Source organism: Knoellia sp. B-D-2 (genome assembly GCF_057714695.1).
Genome location: NZ_CM173189.1, coordinates 2711091 through 2726403 on the forward strand (window position 1 = coordinate 2711091; position 15313 = coordinate 2726403).

Here is a 15313-nt window from a genome sequence, read left to right on the forward strand (position 1 = left end):
TGTGGTGGGGTCCGCGGCGCCGGTCACCGAGCGGCGATGCGTCGGGCCTCCGGTCAGCGAGCGGCGACCACGTCCGCCAGCAGCCCGGCGAGCTCGGACGCTCCCGGAGCCTCCTGCTCGAGGAGGGCGTCCACTCGCCGCTGGAGTGAGCTCGGGCTGCGTTCCTCTCCGCCGACGCCGCCCTCGCCGCCCTTGACGAGCTGCGCGAGGTCGGCGACGGCCGCAGCGACTCCAAGCGTCCCGGACGGCGGCTGCGCTGCGCCCAGGGTCAGCGCCAGGGAGTCCTCGCGCTGGTCGTCGCCCTCGACGGAGCGCCACTTCACACTCACCGTCCCGATGCTGTCGCCGACCTCGGCCCGCGCGGTGGGCCGCACCTCGTAGAGGGCGGCGACCCGGTGCCCGGAGCCGACCTCGCCCGCGTCGACGGCCACGTCCTCGAAGTCCTCGTCGGCCAGCGCACGGTTCTCGTAGCCGATGAGCCGGTAGGCGGAGACGGTCGTCGGGTCGAACTCGACCTGGATCTTGGTGTCCTTGGCCACCGGCGTCAGGGTGGCTCGGAGGTCGTCGACGAAGAGGCGCTCGGCCTCCTCGAACGTGTCGACGTAGGCGTAGAAGCCGTCGCCCCGGTCGGCGAGCTGCTCCATGAGGTGGTCGTTGTAGTTGCCCATCCCGAAGCCGACGGTGACGAGGTGGACTCCGCGTCGTCCGTTGTCGCGGATGGCCGAGGCGAGCCGGCCCCCGTCGGTCACCCCGACGTTGGCGACGCCGTCCGAGGCGAGGATGACGACGTTCGTCGCGTCCGCCCGGTGGGCCGAGCGGGCTTGGTCGTAGCCGAGGAGGAGCCCGGCTTCGAGGTTGGTGCTGCCACCGGCCCTGAGTCGGTCGATGGCGGCGAGGATCTCGTCCGCCCGCCGCACGGGCGTGGGTTCGAGCAGCGGCGTGGCATTGGTCTCGTAGGTGACGATGGCGATGGTGTCGCTCGGGCGGAGACTCCCGACGAGGAGTGCGAGAGAGGCCTTCACGAGGCCGAGGCGTTCGCGGATGTCCATCGAGCCGGACGTGTCCACGACCATCGTCAGGGCCACGGGCCGCCACTCCTCCGGGTCGATCTCGCGGGCCTGGAGGCCGATCCGCACCAGCCGGGTCCCGCCCGTTCCGGATGGCGCCGCGGACTGGTCGGAGCGCAGCTCGAGGTCCTGTCGTTCGGGGTGGGGGAAGCCGCTGTCGAACGAGTTCACCCACTCCTCGGCTCGCACGGACTCCGGCGGCGGGAGGTGCCCGTCCGCGAGCAGGGTCCGGGCCACACGGTACGAGCCAGTGTCCACGTCGGCCGCGAACGTCGACCGGGGGTTTTCGCGGGTGTCGACGAACCCCTGGGTGCCCGCGTCGACGAAGGTGTTGTCGTCAAGGAGCCCGGGCTCGCTCGGTGCGGGCAGGGGCAGCGCGGTGCCGCCCGAACCGTTCTGGCCCGCCATGGGTCCGGCGGCCTGACCGGAGACGCTCCCTGACGCCGTGTCGTCCTGCTGCTCGGAGTAGGTGTCGTAGTACTTCTTCGCGTCCGGGGACGCGTCGTCCCCACCTGTGGCCGAACACCCGGAGGCGACGACGACGATGCTAACCATCCATGCTGCGTGACGGGGTCTCATGCGGCTGGGACGAGACTTGGGGTCTCCATGGTTCCGGCCGTTGCCGAACCGCAACACAGGCAAGTGCCTCAAGTCAGAACGGCGGGTCGTCCGAGGGGTCCGGCGGAGCGCTTCTGGGGGTGGGGATGTCGACGAGGACGGGCGTGATGTCGGTGTGCCAGTCGATGCGTACGGGTGGGCGGGGTCGGGTGTCGGCCTCGGCGAGGTCGAGCAGCCGGGTGAGGCTGAGCTCGAGGAGGGTGGGGATGAGTGCTGGGTCGGCGGGTCGCGCGACGGGTGCTGCCGTGGCTGGGGATTGGGCGTCGCCGTGGGCGTGCTCGTCCGCCACTGCGGCGCGGGTGGGTGCGGGTGCGGGGTGGTGGATGCGGTCGAGGTGGTCGACGGGGTGGGTGTCGGTGGTGTGGCCGGTGGGGTCGGTCCAGTGCACGGTGCCGTCGGGGTCGAGGTGGGCGGTCCAGCCGGGTCGTTGCTTGACGCGGTGGTGGCGCCGGCAGAGGCAGATGAGGTTCGTGGCGGTGGTGGCCCCGGTGGGCCAGGGGGTGACGTGGTCGAGGTCGCAGGAGCGGGCGTTGACGGCGCAGCCGGGGAAGCGGCAGTGTCCGTCGCGCAGGCGGATGAGGCGTTGGAGTGCGGGGGAGGGTCGGTAGCGGTCCTCGACCGTGCCCGGTGGGGGTGGTCTCAGGTCGCAGGGGGCGAGGCTCTTGGGGACGGTTCCGGCGACGATGGCGCCGGTGTCGGGGTCGCAGTCCAGTGCGGTGGAGTGAACGATCCGTACGTGGGCGGGGAGCTGGGCCAGGTCCACGGTCGTCGTGCCCGGTCGTCCGAGCCCGCCGAGCTCGACGACCCCGCGCCGGGCAGCACCATCGGCCCGGGTGACCGCGTCGCGCGGCTCGCCCCGCCCTGCGGGAGTGGCGACGTCGTCGCGGTCCTCACGTTCGGCCCGTGTGGTCGTGTCGCCGGCTGCGTCGCGCGGCGAGGACGCGGGGGTGCGGCGTCCTGCCGTCCTGGTCGTCGCGGAGTCGGCGCGGGCCGCGGGCTCGGGCGCGGGTGCAGGCGCGGGTGCCGGTTCGGGTCCGGCGTCGTCGGTGGCCGGCTCGGTCTCGGTCTGGGTCTGGTCACCGGCTGTGGTGGCGGGGGTGGTGGCGTGGAGGTGGAGGGTGACGTCGGCCTGCTGGAGGATGAGCTGGGCCATGGCGTCCATCCGGGCCTGGTCGAGGGTGAGGGTGGGGTCCTCGGCGCGCAGGTCGCGGGCCAGGGAGTCGACCGCCTGCCACATCACCAGGGACTGCTCGACCGGGACCAGCCCGTCCCACTGGTCGGCGGCGGCGGAGACCGCCCGCCGGATCAGGGAGCGTTCCTTGCGGGCCCGTGCGGCCTCCTTGTCGGCGACCTCGGGGGCCAGGCGGGCGATGAGCCGGCGGGTGCGCGACGCCAACGGTCCGGCCGTCTCGTCCCACCCGCGCGGGTGCTCGAACCGGGCCACGAGCCGGTCGGCGATGTCGTGGGCGACCTGGTCGGGGCAGCGGACCAGCTCCTTGGTGACGACCGCGGCACGCCACTGGTCGAGGTCCCCGGCGCCCATCGCGTCGACGAGCTGCGGGGTGACCCCGACCTGGTGCACCGCGGCCTCGACCCGCCGGGCCGCGACCGGTGCGGAGACCCCGAGCCGGGTCGAGACCAGCGCGGGCGCGTCCTCGGCGACGAACCCCAGGCCGTGCCGGCGCCAGGACCAGCCCTGCTCGGCCTCGTCGTCGCGGACCTCGTCGTGCGCGGCGACGTGCGCGATCGCGCGGGTCTGGATGGCGGAGGCGATGTTGAGCACCTGCTGCGACACCTCCACGGTCTCGAGCAGCTCCTCGACACCCGACGACCCCGCCCCACCCTCGTCCGCGGGCGCCGCGACGGCGGCATACAGCTCCGTCAACGCCACCTTCACCGCCCCGAGATCCATACCCCGATTCTACTCGAACGCACGTTCGCAGACAAGAGTTGTCCACAGTCAATTCGTCTGTGCTGCAAGCGAATCCGTTGATCGGCGGTTGCCTCAGGCCACCTTCGTTCGACCGAAAGGTCGGCCCAGTGGCCGACCCTTGTTCGACCGTCAGTCGACGGGCATCGAGTCCAGCAGGGCCGCCAGCGGGGGAGGGCACGACGCCTCGGCGATGGCGCCGGCGAGAGCCGCCGCAAGCAGCTCCTTGCGCCCGGAGGTCGTGCCGCAGAACCGGTGCAGCTGCTCGTGAGCGGGACGGCCCTGCCACGCGGGCTGGCGGGTGAACGCGGCGAACGCGCCATCGAGCCCCACCTCGGCCAGCACCATGCGCGTTCCGTCGACGCCGAGCGCGCGGATCAGCTCGTCCTCCAGGTCGCGCCGACACACGTGGAAGCCGTGGGCCGGAAGTTCGTCGACCGAGAGAAGGTCCCCGACCCCACCCCCGTCGACCGGCACCCCGTGAACGGCCTCGAGCGCCCGGACGAAGAACGTCGCCTCCCGCTCGTCGCAGAGCCCGACGACGGTGGGGCGGGGGTCGGCTGCTCGTGCCGCTTCGAGGTGGCGACGGATGTTGGTCGCGCCGCCCATGTCGACGAGACGGCAGGGCTCGTCCTCGGGCCGAACCCCTCGCGTGGCCCGCAGTGCGCGTACGGCCGCGACGTCGCTGGTGCCCTCGAGGAGCACCCACGTCCGGCCGCCGTTGGGCGGGTCCGCCGACGAGGTCACGGCACCGGGCGCCGAGGGTTCGGGGTGGCGCGGACCAAGACGTTGATGACTGAGACGGTGATGGTGTCCTCGGCCGTCGGTTCACCCCACCCGATCAGGGCGAGGTCCTCACTGGCAGCCGCGACCTCGAGCCGCTGCGCCAGGCGACCCAGCCGGAAGGCGTCGGACGCGCCGAGCGTCACTGCGGCGAGCGGCTCCCCGTCGGCGGACGCACCGAGCGAGTCGTCCGGGACGTCCAACAGCTCGAGGTCGAGGCTCGCGTCCTCATCGGCCCAGAGGGTGAGGGCGACCACCCGGGACATCCGCGCGGCGAGGGTCTCGGGACCCACCGACCTGATCCCGACGGTGTCCGAGTCCGCTGACCCCGGCGCCACGCCCAGGGCTGCGCGCAGCGCCTCGACGTGACCCAGCGCGAACCAGTCGCCGGCCCCCGTCCGCACGAGCTCCGCTGCACCAGCAACGAGTTCGCCACCCTCGCCCTCGAACCACGCGAGCGGCAGCCCGCGCACGAGCGCCGCGGCCACCCCGTCGGCCTTGCCCTTGACGAGGTCTGCGGCAGAGGCGATCTCGTCGGCCACGGCCCGAGCCGTCACCGCCAGCATCCGTCCGTCGACGTCATCCTCGCCGCGGTGGTCGAGCAGGACGCGCAGCCCGGCCGACCCCAGGGCGAAGTCGGTCAGCCCCTCTCGCCACGGCCGACCCGCCGTGTCGCTGAGGACCACGGCGACAGGTGCGCGGGACGGCATACCGGCTTGTGAGAGCAGGGACCCACGAAGGTCACGGGCGCACGCGTCCGGGTCGTGGGGAAGGAGGAGCAGGTCACCCGACGGCCCGGTGTTGGAGGCGTCGACGCCGGCGGCGGCCATGACCGGTCCGGCCAGCGCCTCGACGACCCGGGTCACCTGCTCGCCAGAGGCGCGCTCGGCGACGACTCGGCTCGACTCGCGCAGCACGACCTCGGCCTTGCCCGCGGCAGCGGCAGCGCCAGATGCCCTGAGCCCCAACGCCTTCGAGACCACCTTGCTCGACACGACGACGACGTCACCGGCCGCGAGGGAGTCGGGCCCGAGCGCTGCCAGCAGGAGCGCCGCGACGTCGTCACCCGTCCGCACCTCGGGGACCCCGAGCAGCGGGACGATCGTCAGGGAGGCGGTCACGCGGTCACCGTCGGACGCGCTCGGCGAGGGCGAGGAGGTCGGCCGCCATCGCTGCGGTCGCGTCGACGTCGGTCATGAGGAGCGGCCCTCCGTGGACGGCGGTCTCGACGCCACGGACCCTCACCGACGCGTCGGCGGGGTCGACCAGCCACCCGTCGAGGAAGTCCGCGTAGAGCCCCGCCACCGCGGCGCTCGTCGAGTCGACGCCGATGGCCGACAGGCACGCGTCGGCGTGCCCGCGCACGGGTCGTCCGGAGATGAGCGGCGAGACGCCGACGACGGGCGCGTTCGAGCCGCGCAGCGCGTCGCGGACGCCGGGAACGCCAAGGATGATGCCGATCGACACGACCGGGTTGCTGGGCGGCAGCACGATGACGTCGGCATCGCGCAACGCGTCGAGGACACCCGGCGCGGCAGCCGCCCGGTCCAGTCCGGCGACGACGAACCGCGACGCCGGCACCGCGGCACGCAGCCGGACCCACCACTCCTGGAAGTGCACGGCCCGCTGCGTCTCACCCTCGTCGAGGACGACGTGGGTCTCGACCGGGGTGTCGGTCATGGGCAGCAGCGTGATCCGCTGCTCCGGCAGGCCCCACCGCGCGGCGAGGCGGGCGGTCACCTCCGACGCGGTCTGCCCCTGAGCCAGCCACTGGGACCGGACGATGTGCGTCCCGAGGTCGAGGTCGCCGAGGGTGAACCACTGGGGGAGGGCGCCGTAGGCCTCGAGCTCGCCCTGAACCCGCGTCGACTCGTCGGCCCGGCCCCAACCCTGCTCCTCGTCGATGCCGCCCCCGAGGGTGTAGAGCAGCGTGTCGACGTCGGGGCACACGCGCAGCCCGAAGAGGCTGATGTCGTCGCCGGTGTTGGCGATGACGGTGATATCGGACTCCGGTGAGACACGGTCGAGATGGGCCCGCAGCCCCCTGATGAAGCGCGCTCCGCCGACGCCGCCCGCGAGGGCTGTGATTCGCATGCGGGACAGTCTGACCCACCGGCGAGTCGCCCCGACACGCCGGTTCGCGACCCACCCGCGGTACTGATAGCAGATCTCCGCTTGACGAATGGGTATGACACGCGTGTAATTTCATCATTGTGTTCCAGCAGACGTCCCCTCGGTCGAGGGAAGAAAGTCTGGATCACGAGTTGGGTCGCAGAAGGGTCGAGGAGGCAGCGATGCACGAGTTGACGTTGGTCGACGCCATGGGGGACGAAGAGACGGTCCTGTCCTGGCAGGAGCGCAGCCTGTGCGCACAGACGGATCCGGAGGCGTTCTTCCCCGAGAAGGGCGGCTCCACCCGTGAGGCGAAGAAGGTGTGCGTCGGCTGTGACGTGCGCCCGGAGTGCCTCGAGTACGCCCTGGCAAACGATGAGCGCTTCGGCATCTGGGGCGGTCTGTCCGAGCGGGAGCGTCGCAAGCTGAAGAAGCGCGCCGTCTGACCGGTCGCGCGACCACTCCATGACGCTGACGACTGCCGCCGTGCTGCCCGACGCCCCCGCCCCCCTGAACGGGCCGGTCGTCCAGGCCGTCGTCGTCACGTCCGGGACCCACTCCGGTCTGCGCGCGCTCCTCGACTCCCTGGCTGCCTCCGCGGCCCGACCTGACCGCGTCGTCGTCCTCGACCGGTCCGGGCCCGACGGGTCCGCCTCCGCCGCCGACCTCGTCGCCTCGGCGACGTCCCCCTCCTTCCCCGTCGAGCACGTCGGCGTCGACCCCCGTATGCCGGATCGCGCGGCGGTGACGCACTGGGTCAGGTCCGCCGACCTCGCCGACGACGACCTCGTCTGGGTCCTGCCCGTCGGCTGCGTCCCCGAGCCCCAGGCCCTGACCCGCCTGCTCGCGGCGCACCGTCGGAGCCCGTCCGTCGGCGTCGTCGGACCCAAGCACGTCGACGCCTCCGACCCGGGGCGGCTCCGCTCCGTCGGCATCACTGTCACCCGCACCGGGCGCGTCGTCGAGGACCCGCCGCTCGGTGAGCCGGACCAGGGCCAGTACGACCTGCGCCGCGACGTCATCGCCGTCCCCCTCGCCGGCCTCGTCGCGACGGTCCGGGTCCTGCGCGAGCTCGGGTGGGAGCTGTCCTTCGGCGACCTGGGGGGCGACCTCGACCTCGGCTGGCGGGCGCAGCTCGCGGGCCACCGGGTCGTCGTGGCTCCGGACGCGCGGCTGCGCTCCGTCGCGTCCCTCGGGCTGGCGACCGCCACGACACCGGCGCGACGCCGCGCCGCCCGCCGGGTGGCCCTGACCCTTGCACCGTCGTGGCAGGCGCCCTTCCTCGCGCTCTGGGTCCTCGTCAGCTCGGTGGCGGCCGGCTTCGGCCTGCTCCTCCTCAAGCGGCCACGCGCCGCCGCGCAGACGTTCGCCGACCTCGGCGCCCTCAACCCCGTCGCCGGGGTGCTCGCCCGAGTCCGCGGCCGCGGGTCGCGCGAGCTCGGCCACGGCGACATCGACACCCTCTTCGTCCCCGGCTCCCTCGTCGTGCGGCGCGCGCTCGACCGCGCGCACGAGGCCATCGTGGCTCCCACGCGACTGCCCGACGAGGGCTCGCGCGACGACGAGTCCTCCTCGCTGTCCCGGGTCCTGGCCCACCCCGCCGCACTGGCGGTCGTGGCCGTCCTCGCCGTGGTCGTCGCCGCGGGACGCGAGATCGGCGGCGACCTCCTCGGCCGCCTCGGATCAGGGGTCACCGGAGGCGAGCTCGTCGCGAGCCCCGCGACCTCGGGCAGCCTGTGGAGTGCCGCGTTCGACGGATGGCACGGCACCGGGCTCGGTGGCGACGGAGCGGTCAGCCCGGCGCTCGCGCTGCTCGCCGTCCCCACGTGGCTGGTCGAGCAGCTCCCCGGCGGGTCGGACGTCACGTCGCCCGCCGGCGCGCTCGTCGGGGCCCTCCTCGTCCTCACGCTGCCCCTCGCGGCGCTGTCGGCCTACGCCTCCTCCCGCGTGCTCACGACCTCCCGCGCCCTGCGCGGGGTCGCTGCCGTCCTCTGGGCCACCACGGGCGCGGCCGGTGCCTCCGTCGCCCAGGGCCGGCTGGGCGCCCTCGTCGCCCTCATCCTGCTCCCGGTGGTGCTGGGCGGGATCGTCCTCGTTGCCCGCCCGACCGGTACCGCGACGGGAGCCTTCGCCACGGCACTCGGCGCCGCCGTGCTGGGAGCCTTCGCACCCCCGCTGCTCGCCCTCGTCGTGCTCTGCTGCCTCGGGGTCGCCGTGTTCTGCGGGGCAGCCGCCCGGGCCCGCGCCCTCGTCCCGGCGGTCGTCGCGCCGCTGCTCCTCGGCCCCTGGCTGGCCGACCTCGCCGACGACTGGGCCCTGGCCGCCACCGGCCCGGGGCTGAGCGCGTGGTCGTCCAACGACACCGAGCCGCTCGCCCTCGCCCTCCTCCACCCCGGTGGGTTAGGCAGCACCCCGTGGTGGGTCGGAGCGGCCGTCGTGGCTGCCGGGCTCGCCGGCCTGCTCGGCCAGCGCCGGGTGCGTTCGGTGTCGACCGGTGCGGCGCTGCTCGCCCTCCTGTCGCTGGCCGGTGTCCTCCTCGCCCCCCGGCTCGACCTCGCCGCGTCCACCGCGACGTCGGGCGGCACCGTCACGCCGTGGGTCGGCACCTTCATGCTGCCGCTCGCGCTGGCCCTCATCGCCGCGGCGGTCCTCGGCATCCAGTCCCTCTCCGGCCGCGTCCGCCCCGCAGCGGCGGTCGGCCTCGGACTCGTCGCCGCCGTGTCCGCAGGCGCGCTGGGCTGGTTCGGCTTCGACGACGGCCTGCGCACCTGGTCCGACCCGAGGCCTGCCGTCGCGGTCGAGCAGGCCGGGGGAGAGCTCGCCAACCGCATGGTCTTCGTCACCCCGGGACCCAGCGGTGCGGCATACCGGATCGTCGGTCGCGAGACCGGAGAGCTGGCCCGCATCCTCCCGCAGCCCCTCATCGGCGACGCCCTCATCGCCGGGGACGTCAGCGGTCTGCTCGACGGCACCCGCGCGGACGCCGGGGTACGCCTGGCCCAGCAGGCCGTCGGCTTCGTCGCCGTCGCGCAGGACGCGGGCGACGAGGTCACGCGCACCCTCGACTCGGCCCGCGGCCTGTCCCGGCTCGCGAGCCGCGGTGGCTACGACATGTGGCGCATCGCCGCCGTCGGCACCGCCACCAACCGCGCGGTGGCACCATCCCGGCTCACGATCGTCACGGGCACGAACACCGCCGCTGTCGCGACCACGGGTCAGCACGGCGCGACGAGCACGACGGTCACGGCGCAACGCGGCGACGTCCTCACGGTCGCCGCGCCGCCGCGCTGGGCCGACCACGCCACCGTCGAGGTCGACGGCCGCGAGCTCCGCGCCCTGGCCGACGCGCCCCGGCCGACCTACGCCCTGACGGCCGGCGAGCACGCGCTCACCATCGACGTCGAGCCGCAGCACCCCTGGTGGCGCCTCCTGCAGGGCCTCGCGGTCCTCGTCGTCGGGTTCCTCGCGATTCCCTTCGGGACGAGCACCTTCAGGAGGGGTCGATGAACCGCCGGCGCTGGGTGGGCCCCGGCCGTCTCGCCCTCACCGTTGCCGTCGCGGGAGGTCTGGTCGCCCTCGTGACGACGTCCCCCGTCCCCGGTGCCGGAGCGGTCCCGGCTGTCCCCGGGCTCGTCGCACCCACCTTGGCGCCGGTCACCTCCGCCGACCTGTCCTGCCCCGGGCCCGAGCTGAGTGGTGTTTCGGGCGTCGAGGACATCGACGTCCCCGCCCTCGTCGGGGCCGCCGCCGCGCCCGAGGCGGTCATCGCGCCCATCAGATCTCGCGGGGAAGGGACCCTGGCCGTGCGGACCGGACGCGCGGCCAGCACGCCGGTCACCGTCAGGGGTGTGACCACGACCGCGCGGACTGCCCCCGGGTCTTCGAGCGACGTCGTCGCGGCGGGTTCTCTCGCACCCGGCGTGGTCGCGACACAAGAGTGGTCGGTCGCCCGTGCGGAGGTGCGCGGGCTCGCCACGGTCCCGTGCGCCGCACCGGGGTCGGACCTGTGGCTCATCGGTGGCGGCGGCGCAGCGGGCCGTCAGGAGCGACTCGTCCTGACCAACCCCGGTGCCAACGAGGTCACGGTCGACCTCACGGTTCTCGGTCGTCGCGGAGTGGTGCCGTCCCCGACGGGTGCGACCGTGGTCCCGGCGGGCGGCCGCGTCGCCCTCCTCCTCGACGCCATCACCGGAACCGAAAGGTCCCCGGTCGTCCGCGTCCGCGTCAACGGCGGGACGGTGCGTGCCGTGATGAGCGACATCTGGCTCGACGGGTCAGTGCCCGTCGGGGCCGAGACGACCGTACCCACGGCCGCGCCTGCCCGTCGTCAGGTCATCCCCGCCGCAGTCGTCGGCACGTCCGGCTCCATTCGGATCGCCGTTCCCGACCGGCGACAGGCCGTGGTCAGCGCGCGGATCATCGGTACCGACGGTCCCGTTCCGCTTCGCGGCGGGGTGACCCGGGTCGGAGCCCGATCGACGGGTGAGCTCGCGCTCGCCGGTCTCGCCCAGGGCACGTATGCCGTCGAGCTCACGTCCGACGTCCCGATCGTCGCCTCCCTGTGGTCGAGCGGACGTGTCGGCAACGGTCCCGGTGACTTCCTCTGGGCACCCTCCACCTCTGCCAGCGGAGGGCTGCTCGGCGCGGCCTATCCGTCGTCGCCGGACAAGCCCCACCGGGTGGTCAGTGTCGTGGCGACCGGAGGGCCGGCAGGCGTCACCGTCACCTGGCGGACCGCAGGGGACGACGGGTGGACGACCCGCGAGCTTGATCTGTCGCGGGACTCGGCAACCTCGTTCGACATCGGCACGGTGGACTCGGTCTGGGTGCAGCGCAGCTCGGGTGTCGGTGAGGTGCGGTCCGCGGTCGCCTCGATCGGCGGTGGGGCGGGCGTACGGCACCTCTCCGCCGCGCCCCTCGTCGAGAGCGCGGTGATCTCCAAGGTCAGCCGGGCGTACCCCGTTCCCTGAACGACTCCGGTCTCAGAGGTCGATCTCGGACGGGGGCACGTTGAGCAGCGCCGCCACCTGCTCGGCGACGACCTCACGCACGATGACGGACACCTCGGCGGCATCTCGCGCCCGGGTCTCCACTGGGCGCCGGTAGATGACGATCCGGTGACCCGCGGCGCCGCCGACGGGGACGAGCCGGCCGACGGCGGCGGCCTGCTCCTCCCACGGCGCGGGGTCGCTCGACGGGACCTCCTCCACGGCGAACTCGACACCGGCATATCGGGTGCCGAGGTACTCACGGGCCCGCTCGGCGACCTCGATGACGATGTCGTCGAACGTCTCCCGGCGCGACCTCATCGCCGGCACCGCGGGCCAGGCCAAGGGGCCGCGGGGGCCACGGCCGCGCCGGTCGCGCCGGCGCGCAGACGCGGAGGACGGGGGGTCGACGGGGGCCACGGCACGAGACTACGGCGCGCCGACCCGGGGTCGTCGGAGCGGTGAATTAGAGTCCCTCGGGTGAACGCGTCCAGGAAGTGCACCAAGACCGCGTGCGCCCAGCTCGCGGTCGCGACGTTGACCTACGCGTACGCCGACCGCGCCGCCGTCCTCGGTCCGCTGGCGACCTACGCGGAGCCGCACTCGTACGACCTGTGCTCCGAGCACGCGATCCGCCTCACCGTCCCTCAGGGCTGGGAGGTCGTGCGCCTCGAGGGTGACGGCTACGAGCCCGCCCCGGAGATCGACGACCTCGTCGCCGTCGTCGAGGCAGTGCGCGAGATCCGCGAGATCCACCCGCCGCAGCCCACGGTCGCGAGCGCGGTCGCCAGCGCGATGCCGCTGCCGGGCGAGCAGCGCCGCGGCCACCTCCGCGTCCTGCCCGGCCTCGGCGAAGCCTGACCTGCACGGCCTGAGGGCCTCAGAGCTGAGGGTTTGGAGCCTGAGAGCCGAGGGCCTGGCGACCGCCTCGGCGAGGTCGGGGGAGCGTGGGGCTGGGGAGGCCAGGGGGAGGAACGACTTATTGCGCTTTTCGACCCGTCCCGCGGTCAGGCGTCGGGAGCATTCCCTGGTCGAAAGGCGCAACAAGTCGTGCTGTGGGGCCCGGCGCCGCGCAAGGCCAGTGGGGCAGTTGGGCCGGACGCGCGGCGCCAGTGCGGCCGGGCCGGTCTGGTCGCTCTGAGGCAGTCGGGTGGTCCGGCGGGGAGGTCGGCGGCCGACGTCTCTGGGCGAGGCTGGTGGGTGACGACTTATTGCGCTTTTCGACCCGTTCCGCGGTCAGGCGCCGGGAGCATTTCTTGGTCGAAAAGCGCAATAAGTCGGGCTGCGGGGCGGCCGGTGGTGGGCCGGCCGGCGCCGGACGGCGCCGGGCGAGCCGGGGAGTCGGTCTGGTCGGAATGCGCCATCAGTCGGGTTCTGGGTGGGTCAGGTTTGGATGTAGGTGGCGAGGTGTTGGGCGGTGAGGGTGGAGCGGTCGGCGACGAGGTCGGCGGGTGTCCCCTCGAAGACGAGCGTTCCGCCGTCGTGCCCGGCACCGGGTCCGAGGTCGATGATCCAGTCGGCGTGCGCCATCACCGCCTGGTGGTGCTCGATGACGATGACCGACTTCCCGCCGTCGACGAGCCGGTCGAGCAGGCCGAGGAGGTTCTCGACGTCGGCGAGGTGCAGGCCGGTCGTCGGCTCGTCGAGCACGTAGACCTCGCCCTTGTCGGCCATCTGCACCGCGAGCTTGAGCCGCTGGCGCTCACCGCCGGACAGCGTCGTGAGCGGCTGCCCCAGGGTGAGGTAGCCCAGCCCCACGTCGACGAGGCGGCCGAGGATGGTGTGGGCGGCCGGGATCCGCGACTCTCCCTCGGCGAAGAAGGCCAGCGCGTCGTCCATCGACATCGCGAGCACCTCGGCGATGTTGCGACCACCGAGGGTGTACTCGAGCACCGACGCCTGGAACCGCCGCCCCTCGCACTCCTCGCAGGGTGACTCGACCGTTGCCATGACGCCCAGCTCGGTGAAGATCACGCCGGCGCCGTTGCACGTCTGGCAGGCGCCCTCGGAGTTGGAGCTGAACAGGGCGGGCTTGACGCCGTTGGCCTTGGCGAACGCCTTGCGGACCGGCTCGAGCAGGCCGGTGTAGGTCGCCGGGTTGCTGCGGCGTGAGCCCTTGATCGCGGCCTGGTCGACGACGACGACGCCGTCGCGACCGTCGAGGGAGCCGTGGACGAGGGAGCTCTTGCCGGATCCGGCCACGCCGGTCACGGCCACGAGGAGGCCGAGCGGGATGTCGACGTCGACGTCGCGCAGGTTGTGGGTCGAGGCGCCCCGGACCTCGAGGGTGCCGGTGGCCGACCGCACCTCGGGCTTGAGCCGGGCGCGGTCGTCGAGGTGGCGTCCGGTGAGCGTGCCCGCCTTGCGGAGCTCCTTGACGGACCCCTCGAAGACGATCTCGCCACCGCCGGACCCGGCTCCCGGGCCGAGGTCGACGACGTGGTCGGCGATCCCGATCGTCTCGGGCTTGTGCTCGACGACGAGGACGGTGTTGCCCTTGTCGCGCAGGCGGAGCAGCAGGTCGTTCATCCGCGCGATGTCGTGCGGGTGGAGCCCGATGGTCGGCTCGTCGAAGACGTAGGTGACGTCGGTGAGCGAGGACCCGAGGTGGCGGATCATCTTCGTGCGCTGTGCCTCACCGCCCGACAGGGTGCCGGCGGGCCGGTCGAGCGAGAGGTAACCGAGCCCGATCTCCGTGAACGAGTCGAGCAGGTGCTGCAGCCCCTTGAGCAGGGGAGCAACCGACGGCTCGCGGAGGTCGCGGACCCACCCGGCGAGGTCGCTGATCTGCATGACGCACAGGTCGGCGATGGACTTCCCGCCGATCTTCGACTTCAGAACGTCGGCGGTGAGGCGGGTGCCGTGGCACTCGGGACACTCCTGGAACGTCACCGCCCGCTCGACGAAGCGGCGCACGTGCGGCTGCATCGCCTCGGTGTCCTTGGACAGCATCGACTTCTGGATCCTCGGGATGATGCCCTCGAAGGTGAGGTTGATGCCCTCGACCTTGATCTTCGTCGGGGGCGCGTAGAGCATCGTCTCGAGCTGCTTGGCGGTGAACTTCGCGATCGGCGTGTCCATCGGCAGGCCCATGCCCTCGAAGAGCCGGCCGTACCAGCCGTCCATGGAGTAGCCGGGGACGGTGAGCGCGCCGTCGTTCAGCGACCTGCTGTCGTCGTAGAGCGCCGCTCGGTCGATGTCGCTGACGTGCCCCATGCCCTCGCACCGCGGGCACATGCCACCGAGGTAGACCTGCTGCTGGGCGACGCGCTTCTCGGTGTGGCCGCCCTTCTCGGTCGTCATGACGCCGCTCGCCTTCCGGGTCGGCACGTTGAAGCTGTATGCCGTCGGCGGACCGACGTAGGGCGCGCCGATGCGGCTGTAGAGGATGCGGAGCATGGCGTTGGCGTCGGTGGCGGTGCCGACGGTCGAGCGCGGGTTGGCCCCCATGCGCTCCTGGTCGACGATGATCGCGGTTGTCAGCCCGTCGAGGTGGTCGACCTCGGGGCGCGCCAGCGAGGGCATGAAGCCCTGGACGAACGCGCTGTAGGTCTCGTTGATCATCCGCTGCGACTCGGCCGCGATGGTGCCGAAGACGAGCGAGCTCTTGCCCGACCCGGAGACGCCGGTGAAGACCGTGAGGCGGCGCTTGGGCAGCTCGAGGCTGATGTCCTTGAGGTTGTTCTCGCGGGCGCCCTGGACGCGGATGAGGTCGTGGGTGTCCGCGGGGTGCGACGTGGGGCTCATCGGGTCTCCAGGCTGGTGGGACGGCGGGCTCAGGCCACGCTAGCGGCCAGCTCCGACGATCGTGCCTC

11 protein-coding genes are annotated in these 15313 nt (G+C 73.1%); 4 read left to right on the plus strand and 7 right to left on the minus strand.

Annotation, left to right across the window (positions count from 1 at the left end):
• Positions 1 to 53: 53 nt before the first annotated feature.
• The 5 genes from AC3EU2_RS12845 to cofD all read right to left on the minus strand — a co-directional run bounded on the left by AC3EU2_RS12845 (position 54) and on the right by cofD (position 6492).
• Positions 54 to 1622 (minus strand): vWA domain-containing protein, encoded by a 1569-nt coding sequence (locus tag AC3EU2_RS12845; protein ID WP_488176691.1) that lies wholly within the window; start codon positions 1620 to 1622, stop codon positions 54 to 56.
• 97 nt (positions 1623 to 1719) lie between these two features.
• Positions 1720 to 3597 carry an HNH endonuclease signature motif containing protein gene (locus tag AC3EU2_RS12850; RefSeq protein ID WP_488176692.1) on the minus strand — a complete coding sequence of 626 codons (1878 nt, stop codon included), beginning with the start codon at positions 3595 to 3597 and terminating at the stop codon, positions 1720 to 1722.
• Between the two features lie 150 nt (positions 3598 to 3747).
• On the minus strand, positions 3748 to 4362 hold the full coding sequence (locus AC3EU2_RS12855) for a hypothetical protein (RefSeq protein WP_488176693.1): 615 nt from the start codon (positions 4360 to 4362) through the stop codon (positions 3748 to 3750).
• Complete coding sequence (locus AC3EU2_RS12860) at positions 4359 to 5519, minus strand: coenzyme F420-0:L-glutamate ligase (RefSeq protein ID WP_488176694.1); 1161 nt, start codon at positions 5517 to 5519, stop codon at positions 4359 to 4361. The genes AC3EU2_RS12855 and AC3EU2_RS12860 overlap by 4 nt, the downstream gene beginning before the upstream one ends.
• A gap of 4 nt (positions 5520 to 5523) precedes the next feature.
• Positions 5524 to 6492, minus strand: coding sequence for a 2-phospho-L-lactate transferase (gene cofD, locus AC3EU2_RS12865; RefSeq protein ID WP_488176695.1), 969 nt, complete (start codon positions 6490 to 6492; stop codon positions 5524 to 5526).
• Between the two features lie 200 nt (positions 6493 to 6692).
• On the opposite strand from cofD, the gene AC3EU2_RS12870 reads away from it, so the two are divergent.
• From AC3EU2_RS12870 to AC3EU2_RS12880, 3 genes are read left to right on the plus strand one after another with little or no spacing between them, the layout of a single operon-like run.
• Positions 6693 to 6956, plus strand: coding sequence for a WhiB family transcriptional regulator (locus AC3EU2_RS12870; RefSeq protein WP_488176696.1), 264 nt, complete (start codon positions 6693 to 6695; stop codon positions 6954 to 6956).
• Positions 6957 to 6975: 19 nt separating this feature from the next.
• Positions 6976 to 10017 carry a glycosyltransferase gene (locus AC3EU2_RS12875; RefSeq protein ID WP_488176697.1) on the plus strand — a complete coding sequence of 1014 codons (3042 nt, stop codon included), beginning with the start codon at positions 6976 to 6978 and terminating at the stop codon, positions 10015 to 10017.
• A complete protein-coding gene (locus AC3EU2_RS12880; RefSeq protein WP_488176698.1) occupies positions 10014 to 11480 on the plus strand; it encodes a DUF5719 family protein in 1467 nt (488 codons plus the stop codon). Before AC3EU2_RS12875 ends, AC3EU2_RS12880 begins: the two co-directional genes overlap by 4 nt.
• 12 nt (positions 11481 to 11492) lie before the next feature.
• Here AC3EU2_RS12880 and AC3EU2_RS12885 read toward each other — a convergent pair whose 3' ends face one another.
• Complete coding sequence (locus AC3EU2_RS12885) at positions 11493 to 11819, minus strand: metallopeptidase family protein (protein ID WP_488176699.1); 327 nt, start codon at positions 11817 to 11819, stop codon at positions 11493 to 11495.
• A gap of 159 nt (positions 11820 to 11978) precedes the next feature.
• On the opposite strand from AC3EU2_RS12885, the gene AC3EU2_RS12890 reads away from it, so the two are divergent.
• Positions 11979 to 12359 (plus strand): DUF3499 domain-containing protein, encoded by a 381-nt coding sequence (locus tag AC3EU2_RS12890; protein ID WP_488176700.1) that lies wholly within the window; start codon positions 11979 to 11981, stop codon positions 12357 to 12359.
• A 522-nt stretch (positions 12360 to 12881) separates the two neighbouring features.
• On the opposite strand, the gene AC3EU2_RS12895 is transcribed toward AC3EU2_RS12890, so the two are convergent.
• Positions 12882 to 15245 carry an ATP-binding cassette domain-containing protein gene (locus AC3EU2_RS12895; RefSeq protein WP_488176701.1) on the minus strand — a complete coding sequence of 788 codons (2364 nt, stop codon included), beginning with the start codon at positions 15243 to 15245 and terminating at the stop codon, positions 12882 to 12884.
• Positions 15246 to 15313: the final 68 nt, after the last annotated feature.

Coding starts and splice junctions, on each gene's coding strand:
- AC3EU2_RS12895 (WP_488176701.1), bottom strand. CDS start 15,245: ATGAGCCCCACGTCGCACCCCGCGGACACCCACGACCTCATCCGCGTC.
- AC3EU2_RS12885 (WP_488176699.1), bottom strand. CDS start 11,819: ATGAGGTCGCGCCGGGAGACGTTCGACGACATCGTCATCGAGGTCGCC.
- AC3EU2_RS12845 (WP_488176691.1), bottom strand. CDS start 1,622: ATGGTTAGCATCGTCGTCGTCGCCTCCGGGTGTTCGGCCACAGGTGGG.
- cofD (WP_488176695.1), bottom strand. CDS start 6,492: ATGCGAATCACAGCCCTCGCGGGCGGCGTCGGCGGAGCGCGCTTCATC.
- AC3EU2_RS12875 (WP_488176697.1), top strand. CDS start 6,976: ATGACGCTGACGACTGCCGCCGTGCTGCCCGACGCCCCCGCCCCCCTG.
- AC3EU2_RS12850 (WP_488176692.1), bottom strand. CDS start 3,597: ATGGATCTCGGGGCGGTGAAGGTGGCGTTGACGGAGCTGTATGCCGCC.
- AC3EU2_RS12870 (WP_488176696.1), top strand. CDS start 6,693: ATGCACGAGTTGACGTTGGTCGACGCCATGGGGGACGAAGAGACGGTC.
- AC3EU2_RS12880 (WP_488176698.1), top strand. CDS start 10,014: ATGAACCGCCGGCGCTGGGTGGGCCCCGGCCGTCTCGCCCTCACCGTT.